A 20,167-nucleotide genomic window follows, 5' to 3' on the forward strand; every position below is an offset into this window, starting at 1 on the left:
TTATCATAAAAATTGGTGATAGTGCTTTTATAAAAAAACTAATTGCTTTTTAAAAGATTTAATGCTAAATCTATTAATATATTTGTTTTATCAACTAAAAATATTGGTATGTTTAAAACATCTCCATCAAGACATATATTTTGCATAGAAAATCTTATTCTAAGAATAGTTGTAGTTTTATATTTTTCTTTATAAACATTTAAACTTTTACTTTTAATATTTTCATTGGATTTCACTTCAATAGGAATAATGTTATTTTTATATTCTATTAAAAAATCAACTTCATGAGATGGATTTAGAATTGATCAATAATATGGTTTTTGATCAAATAAATTAATTAATGATTGTAGTATGAAATTATCTGTAATACTGCCTTTAAAGTAAGCTATTTTTTCATTATTTTCTTTACTTAATGTATCTATAGATACATTAAACATATTATTTAATAATCCAATATCACACATATATAATTTGAAAGAATTATTATCTTGATAATTTTTGATAGGCAATCCTGCTGCGTTATTTTTATATATTTTATATATTAAATGAATATCTGTTAATCATTGTATTGAATCAATATATTCTCTAGCTCTAGCATTTTCTTTCATTACTTTAAAAGAGAATTTTTTATTTTTTTTTGATAGTTGTGTAGGTAGCGATTCAAAAACAGTGTTTATTCTATTTATATCTTTACCATCCAAATATTTAATAAAATCACGTTTATAAAATAATATTAATGTAGATAAAACTTTTTGTACTTTTTCTAAATCTTTTGTTTCTAAATAAGTTTTTATAGATTCAGGCATTCCACCTGTAATATAATATATTTCTAAATAAGATTTCAATTTATTGAAAGATAACTCTGGTATTTTTTCTATGGAATTTATAGTGTTTAAGTAATTTAATAATTTTTCCTCATTATTAGCTAATAAAAATTCACTAAAAGTCATAGGATATAAATGCAATAATTCTATTTTGCCAACTGGAAATGAACTACCTTTATTTGATGCAATTCTTAATAATGAACCTGATGCTATAAGTCTATATTTAATATTATGTTCACAAAAGTATTTTAATGATGTTAAAGCTCTTGAACATTCTTGAATTTCATCAAGGATTATAATTGTTTTATTTGGATCAATTTCTTTATTGTAATGTATTGAAAGTTGTTCTATTATTTTATCTATTTTTAAATCATCATTAAATATTGATTTGACCAATGAATCGCTTTCAAAATTTATGTATATGTAATCATCAAAATGTTTTTTAGAAAACTCTAATATTAACCAAGTTTTACCAACTTGTCTAGCACCTTCTAATATAAGTGGCTTAAAATTGTTGTTATTTTTTCATTCTATTAGTTTATTAATCAGTACTCTTTGCATATATCAAAACCTATTTTATGCTTTTATTAATTATTATTCTATATAAAAATGTGTAAAAACAACACATAATTATATATAACAATGTGTAAAACTAACACATTATTATATATCAAGTGATGTGAAATAATTAAGTTCAATAAATATTTTGATAATAATTTTTATAATCTGCGATAATAATTCAGAAGAATTTTAAAGGTATTTCTCTATGAATTGAGTTACTAATTTTGATGACTGTATTAAAGATGTTTTTATAAAAGAAAACATATATGATTCTAATAATGAAAAAATTAACAAAGTGTTTAAAGATTTAAAAAATTTGAAAAAAAGTGGAGATAAATATAAATTTATTGAAAATGCTAAAAGAGATGATAGTAAAAATTCAATAAAAGATATATACAAAATAATTTATGATTATGCATCCAAAAACAAAGATTTATTACTTGATAATTCTACAAAAGTTGATAATTTAGTTCCAGGAGCTTACTACACAAAAAAAGAAATTTCAGCTGTTTCAAATTTCTGAAACCAACAAACTGGAATTTTGTTTGATAAAGAATTAAATAATGTATTTATTACTGTTAATACAAAAGACAATTATGAATATATGGTTAATAGTATTAAAGAGGAAGTTAAAAATATTATTGATAAGAATTTTAATATTAAATATTATGCCCAATCTAATGGGCATAGTAGTTCATCAATATATAATTCAACAGCAAATAATGAATTGAGAAATAAAATTGGTGATATGTCAAAAGATGGTAATAGTGGTTTTATATTTGCATTTGAGGCAATAGATGTAAATAAATATAAATATCTTGGCAAATATATTACAAAAAAAGAAGTAATTGAAAAAGGTGAAAAAACTAAATTGCCAATATTATATTTTGAATTGGTGAGATATGAAAAATTAACTGACATTGAGAAAAATGATATTTTAAAATATAGCGAGTTTAATAATATTAAAAATTTTGAATCAATTATTAATGATGAAATACCAGATGATGAGATAGAAACAAAAAAAGCTTTAGTTAAAGTTAGATGACAGCAAGGTAAATGGAGAAAAGAATTGATGAATAAATATAAAGATGGTTGTGTACTTACAAGAATAAAAAATAATGATTTATTAATAGCAAGTCATATAAAGCCTTATAGTAAGTGTAACAGAGATGAAGCATCTGATGTAGAAAATGGATTATTATTAAGTGCTTTAGCTGATAAATTATTTGATAAAGGATTAATGTCATTTGATGAAGAAGGAAAAATAATTTTTTCTAAAGAATTAAAAGATAGTGGTGATTTATTTAAAATACAAAAACATATAGATAAAAATTTTGTTTTAATAATGACTGAAAAAATGCGTTCATATATGAGATACCATTATAAAAAACAATTTATAGATAATAAAAAGTAGATAAAACTGTTGTTTTATCTACTTTTTCTATTTGATTTAACTTCTTTTTACTACCAACCATATCCATTTTATATTATCAAAAAATTGTATTTTTTATGTTTTTTCTTAAAAATATGTTTTATTACTATAAAAATGATAAAAATTTTATAAAACTATAAAATTAATTAACAAAATAACCTCAATTGATTGGGGAAGTAGATAAAACAACAGTTTTATCTACTTTTTCTGACAACAAAATTAACATAATTGACTTATTTGCAGGAATAGGCGGTTTTCATTATGCCTTTAAAAATACTATAAAAGATACTAATATAGAGTATAACTGTTCATTAGTTTCTGAAATAGATACAAGTGCTATACATGTTTATAGAAATAATTTTAATTATGAGAATGACATAATTGATGTAAATAAAATTAATGATCATTTATCAAAAGATGAAAATGTAAAAGAAAATGTAGATATTGTTTTTTGTGGTTTTCCATGCCAATCATTTTCAAATGCTGGAATGAGAAAAGGGTTCCAAGATGAAAATAGAGGTAAATTAATATTTAAAGTTATAGGTTTTGTTAAACAATATAAACCTAAAATTATTCTATTAGAAAATGTAAAACATATTGTTAAACATGATAATGGAAGAACATTCAAAATTATAATTGATGAATTTAAAAAACTAGAATATATAACAACAAAGGATGTATTAAAAGATCCCTTGATATTAAATCCTATAAATTTTAATTTGTACCAATCAAGAGAACGTGTTTTTATTCCTTTTGTTAAAAAAGATATAGCAAAAAATGTGAATGATTTAGGTGAACCAAAGCAAATTAATAATACTTTTGAAAAAATTAAGTGGGATAAAAAAATTATTTTTGATGATAAAGTTGATAATAAATATTATCTAAAATCTAAAAAAAATTGTAGCGAAACATATAGAGCATTAAAAGCATGAGAGGAGTTTGTTAAATACTTTATTTCAAAAAAGAAAAAAATACCTGTAATTTGATTAGATGAAATGATTAATAAAAAATATAAATCTAAATCAATAGCAATTAATAGTGACTGATATAAAAATTATATGAATGCTATGAACAAATTTTATAAAGAAAACAAAACATTTATTGATAAATGAGCTAAGAAACATAAAGTTTTGGATTTCAAATTAAGAAGAAATAAAAAATTGGAATGACAAGCTGGAATGGATACAAAATTTGAAGAAACATATTTGCAATTAAGACAATCAGGATTTAGATTTAGAAAACCGATTTGTTTTCCAACGCTTGTAGCTACTGTTCAAGTTCCTATAATACATGATAAAAAAGGGTGAAGATATTTAACACCTAAAGAAAATGCAAAATTGCAAAGTTTTCCAGAAGAGCACATTATTGATAAAAATGATCATCAAGCATATAAGCAATATGGTAATTCTATAAATGTTAATGTTGCAAGGTTGGTTATAGAAACATTTTTATTGAAATATATAAAGGAGATTTATGAAAGAAAAAGAAATGCTTAAACATTTAGAATATATCAATAATGAATTAGTATTGAAAAGTCAAATGCAATTAGACAATTTTAGGTTATTAAATACTATACCAAATATTTATGGTAAGTATTTTGATCATGACAATAATTTATTTCAAATAACATTAAATAATGGCAAAAAAATATTAATGAGTTATTACCAAGTTAAAGCATCTGGAGTTGTAACTAATTTAAGCAAAAGAATACAAATACCTCCAAATAAGAGTTATCCTGAAGAAACTTTTGTTTTTGCTGTTTATCCTGCAGGAAATAAAAATTGCTACATATTATTTTCTTCAAATAAAGCAGTGTCTAACAAAAATAATACAAGTAAATCAGTTTGACTTCGTTTTTATAATATATATTATTGTTTAAATTGTAATAAAGATATTTATGATATAGCATTGGATAAAACAAATAATGAAAAATATAAGGTGTTTTTTTCAACAGATATTAATAATTTATTTAATCTTAAAGAATCAAAATTTTGAAAACTAGATAATAGTCACATTAAGTGTATAGAAAAAATATTTGAATCATCTAAAAGATTAATTGAATTGAGAGAAGAGAAGATTATTGAATTAAATCAAAATACGAATATTGGTATTACAAAAACAAATTCTTTTTCAAATAATGTTATTGAAAATATTGAGATAGAGAATAAAAAAGAATGTATAAATGATTTAGAAAATAATTCTATTTTAAAAGAGGAAATAGAAAGTAGAACAGAAGAACAGGAATTTAATAAAAATTATTCTATGACTAATACAGAATTAGAGGAATTACTTGGTATGGATACATCTTTATATATAAGAGATTCTGAAAATGAAAAAATAATTGATTCTTATAATCGAACTAGATTAAATGCAAATAAAGAAATAGGTATATTAGCAGAGAAAAAATTCTATGAATTAATTAATACTGATATTAATTTTATAAAAGAAAATTTAAATATAAGAAGCATTGAATCTATTGAATGAATAAATCAAATAAAAGAGGAATTTAGACCATTTGATTTTGTAATCAATAAGAATATTTATATTGATGTAAAAGGAACTTGTGGAGAAAGACCTTATTTTGAAATAAGTAATAATGAGTATGATTTCAGAAAAGAAACAATAGATAAAGGTAATAGATATTTTATAGTCTCTTTATTTAAATTATCACTTAATGAATCTAAAGAACCAATAGATAAAAAATATATTCAATTTTTTGATGAAAAAAAATTAGAGGAAATAGATTTTGAACAAAAAACAAAATACATATATAACGGAGATCAATAATGGAAAATAAAAAAGATTTTGTAGAAACAATAGATATAACACCTTCTACATCAATATATAATATTTTTGCAAAACTGCCTTACAATCATTCAACAGCATTATCAGAATTCATTGATAATTCTACTCAAAGTTTTGAAGATAATAATATTTTTAATGAAAATATTAGAAAGCAAATTTATATTTTTTATTATGCAGATAAAGGTGATGAAAAATTAGTGATTATAGATAATGCTTTTGGAATCCCAAACAACAATATAGAAAGAGTTTTGAAATTAAATATTCCAGCTCAAAAGAAAAATAGTAGAAATGAGTTTGGAATGGGTTTAAAAACAGCTGCTTTTTGATATGGTAAAAAAATTGTTATTAATACTAAATTTGTAGGCGAAAATAGTGCTACTAATATAAAAATGAATTTAGATGATTTGCAAAACTATAAAAATAATAATATACAACCTAAATATTTTGATAAAGAAATTTTTCAAAAACATTTTTATAATTTTCTTTATGGTACAGTGATTCAAATAAGTGATTTATATAAAAAAATAACTGATAAAACATTAATAAAAATAACAAAAATATTAAGTTCTAAATTTAGAAAAGATATAAGTGAAAAAAATGTAGAAATAAGAATAATAAAAGTTAAAAATAAAGAATTATATGATGCTACAAGAATGGAAAATGATTCAAAAGAATTTGCAAAAATCAATAAAGAATATGAAGCACAAACATTAATATATCAAGAACCAAAAATAAGAATAAATGAATACACTGGCAAAGAATATAAAATTTACATAGATGATTATGTGTTGTTTGATGATTTTAGATATAGAGTCTATGGATGGATAGGATTGTTAGAAAAAGGTGGTAGAGATATTGGTGGACTTGTATTACTTAGAAGAGGAAGAACAATTTTAGGTGATGAAGATAACAACAAATATAAACCAAGAAGCATTTTTAAAGATGCTGGTTCTTTTGAATATCAAAGAATATATGGAACTTTAAATTTAGATGAGTTTCCTGTAACTCAACAAAAAGATAATTTTGATTGAGGAAATGGACTTGATGAAGAGTTTGAACAATTTCTTTTAGAAAAAATAAAAAACATGAAATTTGAAGGTAAAGATTTATTTGTATTAGCAAGACAAAAAATAAATCCTGAATCTAAGATTGAAAAAAAAGATATTATAAATAAAAAAACTGCACAAGAATTACAAGAAAGCATTAATGTAACAGAAGCAATTAATGGATTTGAGATGAATTTAACACAAACAAATGATATGTTTGTTGCTCAGTTTGAAGATGATGTTGGTGATAAAGTAAAAATGTTAATAGACGTTGTTAAAGAAAATGAACAAGTTAAAAAATGATTAGAAATAGACAAATCAAATAATCCTGATTATGAGTATAAAATAACTTTAAATTTAAATACACCATTCTTTGCGCCATTTAATAATGATGTTAATCATGTTAAAAATCAAATGATTAAATTTTGCATATATTATGTATATGCTGAAATTCAACACACACCTATTTGTTCTTCGTCACAACATATTAGACATCTATTAAATGAAATGTTTTCAAAAAAGGTTAAATAATTATGAATACATACAATATAAATAAAATATGACAAGAACATGTTGATAGTGTTCATGAAAGTTTTAATGAATATCTTAATAAAAAAATAATTAAAAATGGTAATCCTGATGAGAAAAATATAGAAAAAATTTTAAATAAGGGTAATTACATAATACAGGAAATGGATAAGCAAAATAAAGAAGATAAGAAAGCACTAATTGTTGGACATGTTCAGTCTGGTAAAACAATGAATTTTTTATCTGTTATTAATAGTTCATTGGATTATGAATATAAAATTGTTGTTATTTTGACATCATTTGAAAATGAACTTCATTATCAAACACTTGAAAGATTAAAAGAGGCATTTAATATCAATGAAAATAAAAATTATTTAAAAATTTTTGATTGATCAAAAGAAAAATTAGAACCTCATGAGTTAAAAACAAATGTTGAAAATGATTGTATAAACATTATTGCATTATTAAAAAGTAAAACTAATGAAATTAAAGATTTATTAAGTGTTGAATATTTTCAAAATAAAAAAGTTCTTATCATTGATGATGAAGGTGATTTAGGTTCTATGACTCATACCAAAAATGATTATAGTAGGACATATAAAGCAATTAAAAGTTTACTTAAAGTATCAAATTCATTATATATAAGTGTTACAGCAACGCCACAAGTTCATATAGTTACAAGTAAAATGGAAGCATTATTCCCAAAAAGAGTTTTTTGTATTGATCCAGGAGAAGGTTATGTTGGTTTAGATTATTTTATGGAACCAACAAAATTTGAAAAAACATTTGTTTATACTGACAATTTGATGTCAACAAAAAATGATTGAGTAAGAGAAGAAATATTTAAGGATTCTATTTTATATTTTTTAATAGTAGCAGCATATCTTGTACAAGACAATATTATGAATAAAAAATCACATATGAATATGCTTGTTCATACAAATATCAAAGTGTCTCAACATGAGATTTATGAAAAAGAAATAACAAAATTTATTAATTTATATAAACAAAACTTTTCAGATGATTCATCGTCTTTTGATAAAGAAACTTCAATAGAACGCTTCCAAAATGTGATAAAAAAATATGATTTAAATATCAAAATTGATGAGAATTTAATAGAAAAATTAAAATATATTATTTCTCGTACTTTTTGTAGTGAAATTAATCAAAAAAATAAATCTAATAAAATTAATGATAACTTATCTTCAATTTTAGTTGGAAGCAAAAAATTAGAACGTGGTATAACATTAGATAACTTGATTGTTACCTTTTTTACCAATAGAGCGAAATCAAAAACTAGCATAGATACACTATTGCAAAGAGCTAGATGATTTGGATATAGAACAAAAGTTTTAGAGTATATTAAAATCTTTACAACAAAACAGATTGCAGAAGATTTTAAAAATATTGCTATTCATAATAGGCAACTATGAGATTTATTAAAAAATGCTGATGAAAAATCTTTATCTTTTGATTTAATAGATACTGCTATACCCATGCTTGTTGAAGAAAGATCTGGAAATAAATTAAAATTAACTAATAAAGCACCTTATAAAAGACTTGGTTTATCTCAAAGAACTGTTATGAATGATGTTAATTTTCTTAGCAAAAATATACATTTATTTGATAACTTAGTTAATAATGTTTTGTCATCGAATGATAAATTAAATGTTCATAATTTATATAATTTTAAAAATAAATGATTGAATAATGTTTATGAATTATTCAATTATATAAGTAAGGAAGAATTTATAAGATTATTAGGAATTGATGATAGAATGACAAAATTATTGATTGATAAAATAATTGAAAAAAAATACAGAATTAATATTTCTGTATTGGATATAGATGATGGTAAAAAAAGTAGAATAAGAAGTTGTAGAGTTTCAAATATAGAAAAAAATGTTTACTATATTGACCAAGTTTTCCAAGGTAAGAATGAGAATTATATTGGAGATGGTTATTGAAATAATATAGATGAATATAGAGATGTTGTATTTTTACAAATACATAAAGTAAAGCCTGAATATGAAAAACAAAATATATTAAAAGATGAAGAATGAATATATGTGCCAGCTTTAATATTACCCGATGATTTATCTATAAGTAGTTTCAATACCATTGATGAAAATTATTAAACAATATTTATTTTTAATAAATTGATATTGTAATAAATTGATTTAAATTTAATAATTATTTTTTAAAATGTTTTAGATATTAGACATATAATTATTCCATATTAAATAGTTGCAAATCATGCAAAATAATTCTATTTATATTTAGAAAATATGAAGAAATTTTTAGGAAAAATAATAATTGTTGAACATGAAAATAATTTATGACATCCATTTATTATACTTTGAGAAAGTAAATCAAAAACAATTGGATTGCAATGTTCTAGTGTTCAGTATGATTGTGATATGAATCAATATTCATATTTTTTTTCTAAGCATTATATTGATAAAATTAAATGTGAACCAGATATTATTGAATTAGATATTGATGATGGTTTAAAGTTTCATTCTCAAGTTGATTTAAATAATATTTATATATTTGAAAAAAGAGCTCTAAAGTTAAATAATGTCAAAAACGAATTAAATTTTGATACATATGTTTTATTACTAGAAAAACTAAAAAATAAAACTTTTAATAAAAAAGAAGTTAATGAAATGATAGAGGCTGCATATAACAATTCTATTAATTATATTAAGACTTGTTAATTTATTTTTTGTTTAGATATTGAAAACACTATATAATAGTATATTTATTTTATAATTTTAAAATTGTTATAAATTATAACCAATATTTTGATAAACATTTCATTCAATAAGTGCAATTATTCCATGATTGCATTTATATTTTTTATTATGCCTAGAGTTTTATGTTGTGTTTCTGTTACAGTGAAAGTTTCAACATCTTTATCTTTTTTGAAGAAAAAAATTTAATTGTATCTACTTTTATGTACATTTAAAGTTTTTGGTAATTATTAATATTTTGTATTAACTTATTAATTAAAACTTTATTTTATTGTTAGAATTTATATAGCATTTTATAAAAGCAGGATATATGAGTTACTACAATTCTTTATTACAAATTAAAACAAAGATTCTACAAAAACAAATATGTGTCTTAACAGGAAATGTTGATGATTTTATTTTGCCTTCATCTGTTGAAATTAGAGACACATTTGAATCAAATAATTTAATTACTCTTCCTCAATATCTTTGCTATGTTTTAAATAAATTAAAATATAAAAATATTAAATATTTTAACCCATCAATTGGTTCTATAACAGCAACTAAAAATAGATTAATTGTAACTGATAAAAATAATGATGAAGAATATGAAGATAAAATTGATAATACTTCATTTCATATGTTTATTACAGGAATTAATAGTGAAATAAGTTATTTAAAAAAACAAGATAAAACATCAATTTCTAATGCTTATATAGTGGATTTTGGTGAAATACTATTATCAAATAACAACATGGATTTAGCAACGTCAAAAATTGCAGAATTAATATCTTGTTTTACTTCAATTTATACAAACACAATATCTGAATATTTAGATAACAATTGTAAATTGATTTTAATTTGTCGTAATAATAGAATCAACCAATTTATTTCAAATAAAAATTATGAAATTTGTTTTCACTCTATTTTAAAGCCAGATGCTATAGAAAGAAAAAAATTTATTAATAAGTTTTCTAGCATGTTTTCATTTTCAACAGATTATTCATTTATAGATGAAAATGAATTGGAAAATGCTTCTACTTTAACAAATGGTTTTAGCTTAAGAGAAATTGTTCAAATGATAAAAGTAAATCAAAATATAAAAGTTGATAATTTTAAATCTCTTTATAATCTTATAACTTTTGATAAAAAAGAAAGTGAATGAGAAAAACTTGATGAAAACAAAATCAAGTCTTTAACAATGCATTTGACTGAAAGAGTTAAAGGTCAAAAAGAAGCAATTGAGCAAATCAAACAAACAATTATAAGATCATATGTTGGATTAAGTGGTATTGCTCAATCAACAAAAAATTACAAACCAAAAGGTATTTTATTCTTTGCAGGACCAACAGGTGTTGGTAAAACTGAACTTGCAAAAGCTTTAACTGAATTTATTTTTGGAGATGAAAATAAATTTATTAGATTTGATATGAGTGAATATAACTTAGAACATAGTGATCAAAAATTAATTGGTGCTCCTCCAGGATATGTTGGTCATGAAGCTGGTGGTCAATTAACAAATGCTGTAAAAGAAAAACCTTTTTCTATTTTGTTATTTGATGAAATAGAAAAAGCGCATACTAAAATACTTGATAAATTTTTACAAATTCTTGAAGATGGTAGGTTAACATCATCAAAAGGTGAACTAATTGATTTTAGTGAAACTTTTATTATATTTACATCAAATATTGGGAGTGAATTGATTACAAGTGTAAATTCTAATCAAGAAAATAATAGACAAATATATGTTGATGCTATTAAAGAATTTTTTATTCACAGAATCCAAAGACCTGAAATATTAAATAGAATAGGAATAAAAAATATTGTCCCTTTTAATTACATTCTTGATGAAAATATTATTAAAGAAATAATTCAATATAAATTTAATGTTTTGAAAGAAAAATTATTATTAGAAAAAAATATTAATTTAAATTTAAAAAGACATACTGACTTTGATGGTTTAATTAAATTAATTAGACAAGACTATCAAGTAAGACTTGGTGGTAGAGGATTAGTAGTTAGTTTTGAATCGATTTTTATTGATGAACTTGTAAATTTTATTTACACAAAAATTCCAAACCACATTTTAAATAAGTCAAATACAATTTATTCAATAGATTATTATGTTGAAAACAATAAATTATATTTTGAATTCAAAAATCAATATTAATACCTTAAAATTATTAAGATTGGTATTTTGTGTAAAAAAGGATGCTTTATGAATAGTATAAATTCAATAACTAACACTAAAATTGGTTTTGGGACTTATAAAATAATAGATGAAAATCAAATGTTAACTGCAATTATTGCAGCATCAAAAAACAAATATGATTTTATTGATACAGCAGTTGTTTATGAAAATGAACATTTGGTTGGTAATGCTATAGAACATTTAAGAAAAAATAATATGTTTATTCCAATAATACAATCAAAGTTATGAGTAACTCAATATGAATTAGATATTATTGAAGAAGTTAAAAAATCAATAGAAAAACTTAAAGTAAAAGCAATTGATTGTTATTTATTGCATAGACCACATGTTGATATGACAGTTAATGTTAAAGCATGAAAAGGACTTATTAAAGCTCAAAAAATGGGTTTAATTAAAGAAATTGGAGTAAGTAATTTTGATAGAGATCAAATTGAACTTTTATACAATGAAACTAATGTATATCCAATTTGTAATCAGATTGAATGTTCAGTAACTTATTATCGTCCAGATAGAATGTTTTACAATAAGCAAAAAAATATATCTATTCAAGGTTGAAGACCAATGGGGGATTTAAACCAAACATTAAATTCTTCTTTAATAAATAAAATGGCAAAAAAATATAAAGTTACAAAAAGTCAACTTTTAGTTAGTTTTACAAAAACAAGTGGAGCAATTCCTATTATTAAATCTGTTAATCCAGATAGAATAAAAGAAAATAAAAAAATGATTAAAATTAGTAATAGTGATTTTGAAATATTAGAGAAAAAACTAAATACTCACACACCTACAACTACTTATCACAATGATTCTTTTGCAAACCTTTCATTAAATAATAATTGATATAAAACACATTAGGACTTTTTATGTTTAATAATATTAAATATGTATATGTTGATTTAGATGGAACAACAACAAATTCTACTTCAAGATTTTCACAAAGAACTCTTGAAGCTTTTAGACATCTTAAAAATAAAGGTATAAGAATTGGTATAATCACAGGAAGATCAATTCATACTATGCAATATGAAATGGATGAATTATGTCCAGAATTACCATCTATAACTATAAATGGTGCAGCAATTTACTCAAAAAATAAAACTTTAATAGACGAAACTCCTTTATTGTTTGAATCTAATAAAGTAATAGATTTATTTAATAAATTTGGTTTTAGTTTTATGCTTTATACAAAAAATGGTTTATATTCAAATAATGATAATAATTATTTTTTTAGAAAACTTTTTGACAAGATAAATAATTATCCTGACAAATATAAAAATTTTGAACTTGAATCGATTCCAAGTGAAACATGATTGAAAAAAAGAAGAGCATATAAATTGCTTGCATGATATGATAGTGAATCAGAAAAAGAATTATTAATTAATAATCTACAATCAATTAATAATATTAATTTCTATAGTTCTGGTGAAGGACTAATGGATGTATGCCATAAAAATGTTAGTAAGGGAAGAGCTCTTAAAACAATTGTAAATGCACTTCAAATTGATTTAAATGAATTAATTGTATTTGGCGATAATGAAAATGATATATCTATGTTTGAAGTTGCAAAGCATTCAGTTGCTATGTCAAATGCAAATGATAATGTTAAATCATATGCAAAATATGTTACAGAACTTGATTGTGAAAATGATGGTTTTGCAGATTATGTTTTTAAAAACTTTTAACCATTTAAGGTTGAAAGTTTTTTTTATTCTTACTATATATCAAAAAAATATATTAGAATAGTTAGAATATTAAAAAATGAGGATGTATGTATGAAAATAAAAAAATATTTTAAAAGTACTATAGTTATATTTGGATCCATATTATCTTTACCTTTATTGGTAACAAGTTGTGGGACAAAAGAAAATAATATTAATAGTAACCAAAATGAAACAAGTGTGTTTTTAAAAAATAAAACTAATTATTATGAATCAACTTTTAGAATTGATGAAATGGGAATTTTTGGTAATGTTGGTGGATACATATTTGAATCTGCTGGTTTGCCCAAAGGTTATGAAAATAAAACATTGCAAGAAATAAAAGATAGTTTTGGTGTTGATCCAAATTCATCAGTTGATGTTGATAAACCACAACTTATTAAGAATTTTTCAAATTATTCATTTTTTGAAACTTGAATTAGAAGTACAGAAAAATTAACTAATACTCTTTTTAAAGAAAATGCTAGTCCTGACGATACAACTGCTCCCCCACCAAAAGATGTTAATTATGATGATTTTGATTTTAGTTATTTAAAAAATTTTGATGGAACTGTTTTATATTTATCAGATAATACACAAAATTCTAATAATAGATTGTCTGTAACAATTTATTTGGTTAAACAAACAGGACCAGCAAATTATGAGGGCTACTTTTTTAATTGATAATTTATTGAAACCACTTTTAGTGGTTTTTTTAAATGCTGATTTAACAATAATGAATTAATATTTTATATTATTAATTCTTTGTTGATGATAGTAAAAATATGTTATATTTAACTCAATAATTAGATAATTAAAATATAGGTTATTTTTTATGAATATTAAAAAAATTAAAAAAACTACAATAGATAAAGAATTGGATAAATTTGCTAAAAAAGATACAAAACATATGTCTTTAAAAAATAAATCTATTTTTAAAGAGCCAAAATTATTTTCAAAAAAAATAAAAAATTCAACAATTAATAATGAAATAAAATTATTTTCTTTAAAGAATAAACAAAGTAAATCACCTATAAGCGAAAATAAATCAATTCAAAATAACACATTATCTATAGAAAAAAAATCTAATTTAGTTGATAAAAATAAATATTTTTTAATTAATAAGAAAAATGAAATTTATTCTAACACTGATATCAGAACAGATAAAAACTATAATAATAAAAATCTAGGTACTGTTTTAAATACAATGAAAGATCAAAATGATAATAAAAAAAATATTTTAAACACTAAATCTAATATTTCTTTACCACCATCACAACCTTTAGATAAAACAAGAGAAATAAGTAATAACAATAATATAAACTATAGAACTAAAAGGAAATTAAGTGGTAGAAGTATCATAAGTTGTAATTCTATTATTAAAGAAATTAAAACTGCATCCTTTCATGCACGAATTCTTGAAAACATTAATGTTACTATCAATGAGGGTGAAATTGTTATAATTTTAGGACCTAGTGGTTCTGGAAAAACAACACTATTAAATATAATAGCTGGAATAGATTTTCCAACTAGAGGAAATGTTATAGTTTCTGATTTTAAAAAAATAGATAAAAAAGATCAAAATTCACCAATGAATAATAATCAAGTTCTTGAACACATAAACATTCATAGATTAAGTGATAATAAATTAACTCAATTTAGAAGAGAAAAAATAGCATACATATATCAAAGATATGGTCTTATACCAATATCTACAGTTTTTGATAACATTAAACTTGGACAAAACCTTGTACCAGTTGATGAAAGAAGAATTGATTTTGATTCAATTATAGAAAAAACAGGTTTAAAACAGTATTTATCAAAATTTCCTCATGAATTATCTGGTGGTCAAAAACAACGTGTAGCAATTGCAAGAGCTATATTAAAACAACCTAGATTAATGCTTTGTGATGAACCTACAGGTGCATTAGATGAAGAAACATCTGCTAAAATTATTGATTTATTTTTAATGGTTAATAGAGAATTTAATACAACTATTGTTATGGTTACACATAATAATAGTTTAGTAGAAATTGCAGATAAAGTTATTTACATTAAAGATGGTAAAGTAGACAAAATTGATATAAATAATAGATATGTACAATAAAATAATTTTTGTTTAAATTATTAAATTCATTGCTAGTTAAGAATTTAATTATTTATTATGGTAATAAAATTAAGAGGAAATAAATATGATAAAAAGGAATAATAAACTGAAAATTTGTTCTTATTTTAAAATTTTATTAAACTTTAGTACTTTAAATAAAAATTTGCAAATACATAAAAAAGTAATTTTATATAAGCATGTATATTTTACAAATTCATATTATAATCTTATATATTATATAAAGGGAGGGAATTATGATTGATTTAAAAAATATTAAAGTTCAACACTTAACAGATGATGAAGTAAAAAATCTTTTTGATAAAACAATTAAAGCCCCTCTTGATAAGGAACTTATTGAAATTATCAAAGCTTTAGCAGATAAATAGGATTTTATCACTGTATCAAAATACAGTGATTTTTTATTGTTTAGGAAAACTATGGAATTAATGAAAAGTATTTTTATATTGAATGAAAAATCAAAAAAAGTTATATTGAATATTATTATAGATACTCCTAATAAATGTAAACTTTATGAAATTAATTCAAATGGTTACTATCAACTTAGTAAATCCCAAACAAATAAACAAAAAATTATTTTTAAATTCTGGGGATTTAAAAATAATGAAATAGAAAAATTTTATAAATATGTTGTTGATTATATTTATAATGCTTTTAATATAATTCCAAATATAAAAACATCAAATCAAGAAGAAGATAATTCATATTTCATAAGGCATGTTGGTAAAATTGAACAAGTTGTTTATGCATTAATAGATAAATATTGAGATTATGGAGATCAATTAAAATTTGTATCAGAATTATTAATTAATATAACACATGCACATGCTTTTTCTAATGGAAATAAAAGAACTGCATTATTGTCCGCTTGGAAAGTATTAGATTTTTTTGGACTATATTTAAAATTTTCTGGCAATAAAGAGACATATATATCAAATTGGGAAGAATTTATGATTAATATATCATCTTGAAATGAAAGAAAGGAAAGAGAAACAAAGTATTCAAAATTAAATAGGGAAGAATTAATAGAAGAAGTGTACAATGTAATAATAAAAAATATTTGGTTAAAATTATAAAAATCAAAAGGTAGAGATAATTTCAGTTTTATCTACTTTTTGTTTTTATATAAGACAAATTATTTCTTTTATTTGATTATGTTAAAACCTACATTTTGAAGTTTGTTATTTAAAGAAAATAGTATTTTTTATATATAACATTATTACTTTTTTACTATTACATAATATTGATTTTTTTTTTTTTTTTTTGATGTAAATTATGATATAAATTATTTTAGATAGCAATAATTAAAAAGTTAATCTTCTAAAAGAATATATAAAATAAACAAAATTAATGAATTAAATAATTTGAAACATATTTTTTTAATTATAAAAATTATTTAATTATTAGTGGTAATAACAATTTAAAGGAAAACAATAGTGGAATTAATTATTATTATAATAATTTTAGGAGCGCTTGCACTCATTGGATTTATAGCCTTTGTAATAATTAGAGAAAATAAAATTAATGAAAAAATACAACAATTAGTTTCAAATGAAATACAAGTAACTCCTGATGAATTTTTTAAATTGAGAAACTCAAAGAAAAATTGTATCATAGAAGGAGTTTATATAATCTATAATGAAACAAAAAATATGTATTATATTGGACAATCTACAAACTTATTCAAAAGAGTTGCTTCTCATTTCTATGGTAGAGGCAACGGAGATGTGTATGCAGATTATAAATATGGAGATTTGTTTAAAATCACCATGATTGAGTTATTGAATAGCGGCTTTTCATCTTTAAATGATTTAGAAAGAAAATGTATAAGAAAATATAATGCTTATAGCAAAGGATACAATAAAACCAGAGGAAATAGATAGTAAAGCAAAAAACCAAATAAGTTTACATATTTTGTTAAATTTTTATTTTCACAAATTTGATCATATTTTTCTTTTGCAATTTTAACTTCTTTATCATCAAAAATAAAATTTGCTTATCTATAGACTCTTTTCTGCCTTTAGATTTCATTTGTTGAGTTTGTTTAAATGTTAACCATCTGCTTTCATTAAAATCAGTTGATGCATACATTAGATGTATTCTATTTAATCCTTTATATTGCATTTTTACTCAAAATTAAAAGGAATCGGAACAAAAGCATTTGGTTCTCACAATCATGATTTTTTTATAATGCAGAAATTACACTTTTAACAATATTTCTTTGCTTAAAAAAGCATTAGAATGTTATCTACAGACATAAAAAATCATAGATAACCTTTCTAAGTTGCACAAATACAATAACTAAATTGTAAAAAAATAACAGTTACTATTAAATTTTTATTTTATTGAAAATTAATTATTATATTATACAATTCATTATAGTAAGACCTAGGCATATAACCAGATTTATTCTAAGCGTATAGTAAGTACGTTGGCATGTAAGGCATAAAATTGTGCTATAAGCACAATTTTTTATTTGTTGTAATTAAAAATCATAAATGATAATATTTGTTTTTTAATTTGAATTATTAATTATTTTTCATTAATCAATTTGATTTATTAATTTTATAGGTTTAAAATAGTGCAAAACAAATTAATAGAGGTTTATTATATGAAAAAGAATTTTTCTATTATATTTTCTACTTTGACACTTGTAGCAATACCTATTATTGCAAGTTCTTGTTCTTCTTCAAACAATATGAATCAAGAAAATAATTCTAAACCAGTTACACCTGATAATACTAATCCTCCAACAAATGGTGGAGATTTATCAGATGGTGAACAAAATAAACCTCCTGTTAATACAGAACCAATTCAACCAAATCCTAATCCAAAACCACCAGTTGAACAACCTGATAAACCTGTAGTTCCTCCTATTAATCCTGATGCTCTTCCGCCAATTCAAACACCACCAGTTGATCCAACACCACCAGATAATGAAAACTTACCTATAGATCAACAAATATATAATGCAATGACATTGTTACCTGTGAATGATAGTGGTTATGATTATAGAAATATTTATACAAAAGACTTTGTTAAATTTGGTCCATTTAACGCACCGGAAACAAATTATAAAAGCTATTTAAGAATTAATGAAGAAGAATTAAGACAAAAATTTGGTAATGAAATGAAAGATTATACAAATTTTAATTTTACATTTTTAAAATATGAAAATGATCGTTTTGATTTTAATTACCCTTCAACTATTAAATTTCAAATACTTTTTGATATAAACAATGTCACACATAACAAAACAATTAATATTAATGGGTTTAAAGTTAACCCTGATTGATGAGGGCTTTTAGATAGACAACCAATAACTAATTTGGTTACACCTGATGGTTGCACTAGTTATAAAGGAAAATTAGAAAAGTTTAAAATTAGTGAACTAATGGAAATAAGTGAAAATAAATATAAAGAATTATTAGATAAAACGACTAAAGAGGATATTAGATTAAATTATATGTATCAAGTGCGTTTTGGTATGTATCAAATGTTTAGTGATAATTTTTCTGAAATTAATTACTATATTAAAAATGAAACACAAGAAGGTTTTATTGCTGTTGCAGAGGGAATTATTAAAGAAGATAAAACTAATTTTAAATGAGCAATACAACCTCATACTGCTACAATGAGTGGTAGAACAAGTGTAAAAGCTGGTGATAAAGTTATTTATGAAATAGAATCATATAACAACTTTAATAAACCCACTTTTATTTCAAATGATGATAATTGAGGTGATTTTACTAAAAGTTGATATTGGGATTTTAGTGATAATTGTGAAGATCTAAAAAATACCAATAATCCTCTTTATGTTAGAGATGTATTGTTTAGAGACAATTGAACTTTATCTAATAAAGTACATGTAAGACTTTTTATAAATAATGTAAATATTTATAATTCTGGTGGTGGAATTAGTCAATGAAACTTTTATAATTTTGTTTTAAAAAAACGTTTAAGATTATAGAATAAATACTGAAATATTAATTTATTATATTGTTGTAGTTCAATGCTTTATTGAATGAGAATATCTAATTTATAGAAAACTTTTACTGAATTTGAATCTTTCTGTATTGCAATTAAAAAAACGTACATATGTACGTTTTTTTAATGCCTTACACACCAACGTACTTACTATACGCTTAGATAAACGATCTGGTTATTGTGATATAGGACTTACTATATTCATTTTACACTAT

17 protein-coding genes are annotated in these 20,167 nt (G+C 22.2%); 15 read left to right on the top strand and 2 right to left on the bottom strand.

All coding sequences use genetic code 4. The features are described from left to right. Nucleotides 1-38 precede the first annotated feature (38 nt). Complete coding sequence (locus ACLFO7_RS01880) at nucleotides 39-1,385, bottom strand: ATP-binding protein (RefSeq protein WP_412032661.1); 1,347 nt, start codon at nucleotides 1,383-1,385, stop codon at nucleotides 39-41. A 205-nt stretch (nucleotides 1,386-1,590) separates the two neighbouring features. Between ACLFO7_RS01880 and ACLFO7_RS01885 the strand changes: the two genes are divergently transcribed. The 14 genes from ACLFO7_RS01885 to ACLFO7_RS01950 all read left to right on the top strand — a co-directional run bounded on the left by ACLFO7_RS01885 (nucleotide 1,591) and on the right by ACLFO7_RS01950 (nucleotide 17,848). Further along, on the top strand, nucleotides 1,591-2,799 hold the full coding sequence (locus tag ACLFO7_RS01885; RefSeq protein WP_412032662.1) for an HNH endonuclease: 1,209 nt from the start codon (nucleotides 1,591-1,593) through the stop codon (nucleotides 2,797-2,799). Nucleotides 2,800-2,981: 182 nt separating this feature from the next. Next, nucleotides 2,982-4,313, top strand: a complete 1,332-nt coding sequence (locus ACLFO7_RS01890) for a DNA cytosine methyltransferase (RefSeq protein ID WP_412032663.1) — start codon at nucleotides 2,982-2,984, stop codon at nucleotides 4,311-4,313. Then, nucleotides 4,291-5,604: a protein NO VEIN domain-containing protein gene (locus tag ACLFO7_RS01895; RefSeq protein ID WP_412032664.1), complete on the top strand. Its 1,314-nt coding sequence runs from the start codon at nucleotides 4,291-4,293 to the stop codon at nucleotides 5,602-5,604. Before ACLFO7_RS01890 ends, ACLFO7_RS01895 begins: the two co-directional genes overlap by 23 nt. Continuing rightward, nucleotides 5,604-7,199 (top strand): ATP-binding protein, encoded by a 1,596-nt coding sequence (locus ACLFO7_RS01900; protein ID WP_412032665.1) that lies wholly within the window; start codon nucleotides 5,604-5,606, stop codon nucleotides 7,197-7,199. The genes ACLFO7_RS01895 and ACLFO7_RS01900 overlap by 1 nt, the downstream gene beginning before the upstream one ends. A gap of 2 nt (nucleotides 7,200-7,201) precedes the next feature. Beyond that, nucleotides 7,202-9,334 (top strand): Z1 domain-containing protein, encoded by a 2,133-nt coding sequence (locus ACLFO7_RS01905; RefSeq protein WP_412032666.1) that lies wholly within the window; start codon nucleotides 7,202-7,204, stop codon nucleotides 9,332-9,334. A 150-nt stretch (nucleotides 9,335-9,484) separates the two neighbouring features. Then, on the top strand, nucleotides 9,485-9,916 hold the full coding sequence (locus tag ACLFO7_RS01910; RefSeq protein ID WP_412032667.1) for a hypothetical protein: 432 nt from the start codon (nucleotides 9,485-9,487) through the stop codon (nucleotides 9,914-9,916). Between the two features lie 346 nt (nucleotides 9,917-10,262). Then, complete coding sequence (locus ACLFO7_RS01915) at nucleotides 10,263-12,101, top strand: AAA family ATPase (RefSeq protein ID WP_412032668.1); 1,839 nt, start codon at nucleotides 10,263-10,265, stop codon at nucleotides 12,099-12,101. Between the two features lie 48 nt (nucleotides 12,102-12,149). Continuing rightward, nucleotides 12,150-12,998 (top strand): aldo/keto reductase family protein, encoded by an 849-nt coding sequence (locus ACLFO7_RS01920; protein WP_412032669.1) that lies wholly within the window; start codon nucleotides 12,150-12,152, stop codon nucleotides 12,996-12,998. Nucleotides 12,999-13,006: 8 nt separating this feature from the next. Then, complete coding sequence (locus tag ACLFO7_RS01925) at nucleotides 13,007-13,825, top strand: HAD family hydrolase (protein WP_412032670.1); 819 nt, start codon at nucleotides 13,007-13,009, stop codon at nucleotides 13,823-13,825. 90 nt (nucleotides 13,826-13,915) lie between these two features. Further along, nucleotides 13,916-14,527 carry a hypothetical protein gene (locus tag ACLFO7_RS01930; protein WP_412032671.1) on the top strand — a complete coding sequence of 204 codons (612 nt, stop codon included), beginning with the start codon at nucleotides 13,916-13,918 and terminating at the stop codon, nucleotides 14,525-14,527. A gap of 148 nt (nucleotides 14,528-14,675) precedes the next feature. Continuing rightward, on the top strand, nucleotides 14,676-15,947 hold the full coding sequence (locus ACLFO7_RS01935) for an ABC transporter ATP-binding protein (protein ID WP_412032672.1): 1,272 nt from the start codon (nucleotides 14,676-14,678) through the stop codon (nucleotides 15,945-15,947). A 254-nt stretch (nucleotides 15,948-16,201) separates the two neighbouring features. Then, nucleotides 16,202-16,333, top strand: coding sequence for a hypothetical protein (locus ACLFO7_RS01940; protein ID WP_412032673.1), 132 nt, complete (start codon nucleotides 16,202-16,204; stop codon nucleotides 16,331-16,333). A 51-nt stretch (nucleotides 16,334-16,384) separates the two neighbouring features. Beyond that, entirely contained in the window at nucleotides 16,385-17,041 is a 657-nt protein-coding gene (locus tag ACLFO7_RS01945) for a Fic family protein (protein WP_412032674.1), read from the top strand. Nucleotides 17,042-17,401: 360 nt separating this feature from the next. Then, nucleotides 17,402-17,848, top strand: a complete 447-nt coding sequence (locus ACLFO7_RS01950) for a GIY-YIG nuclease family protein (RefSeq protein ID WP_412032675.1) — start codon at nucleotides 17,402-17,404, stop codon at nucleotides 17,846-17,848. Between the two features lie 34 nt (nucleotides 17,849-17,882). Here the strand turns inward: ACLFO7_RS01950 and ACLFO7_RS01955 are convergent, their stop codons facing one another. Beyond that, nucleotides 17,883-18,089, bottom strand: a complete 207-nt coding sequence (locus tag ACLFO7_RS01955; RefSeq protein WP_412032676.1) for an ArdC-like ssDNA-binding domain-containing protein — start codon at nucleotides 18,087-18,089, stop codon at nucleotides 17,883-17,885. Between the two features lie 487 nt (nucleotides 18,090-18,576). Between ACLFO7_RS01955 and ACLFO7_RS01960 the strand changes: the two genes are divergently transcribed. After that, complete coding sequence (locus ACLFO7_RS01960) at nucleotides 18,577-19,935, top strand: hypothetical protein (RefSeq protein ID WP_412032677.1); 1,359 nt, start codon at nucleotides 18,577-18,579, stop codon at nucleotides 19,933-19,935. Nucleotides 19,936-20,167 lie beyond the last annotated feature (232 nt).

Source organism: Malacoplasma muris (genome assembly GCF_046774425.1).
GTDB lineage: Bacteria > Bacillota_I > Bacilli_A > Mycoplasmatales > Mycoplasmoidaceae > Malacoplasma > Malacoplasma muris.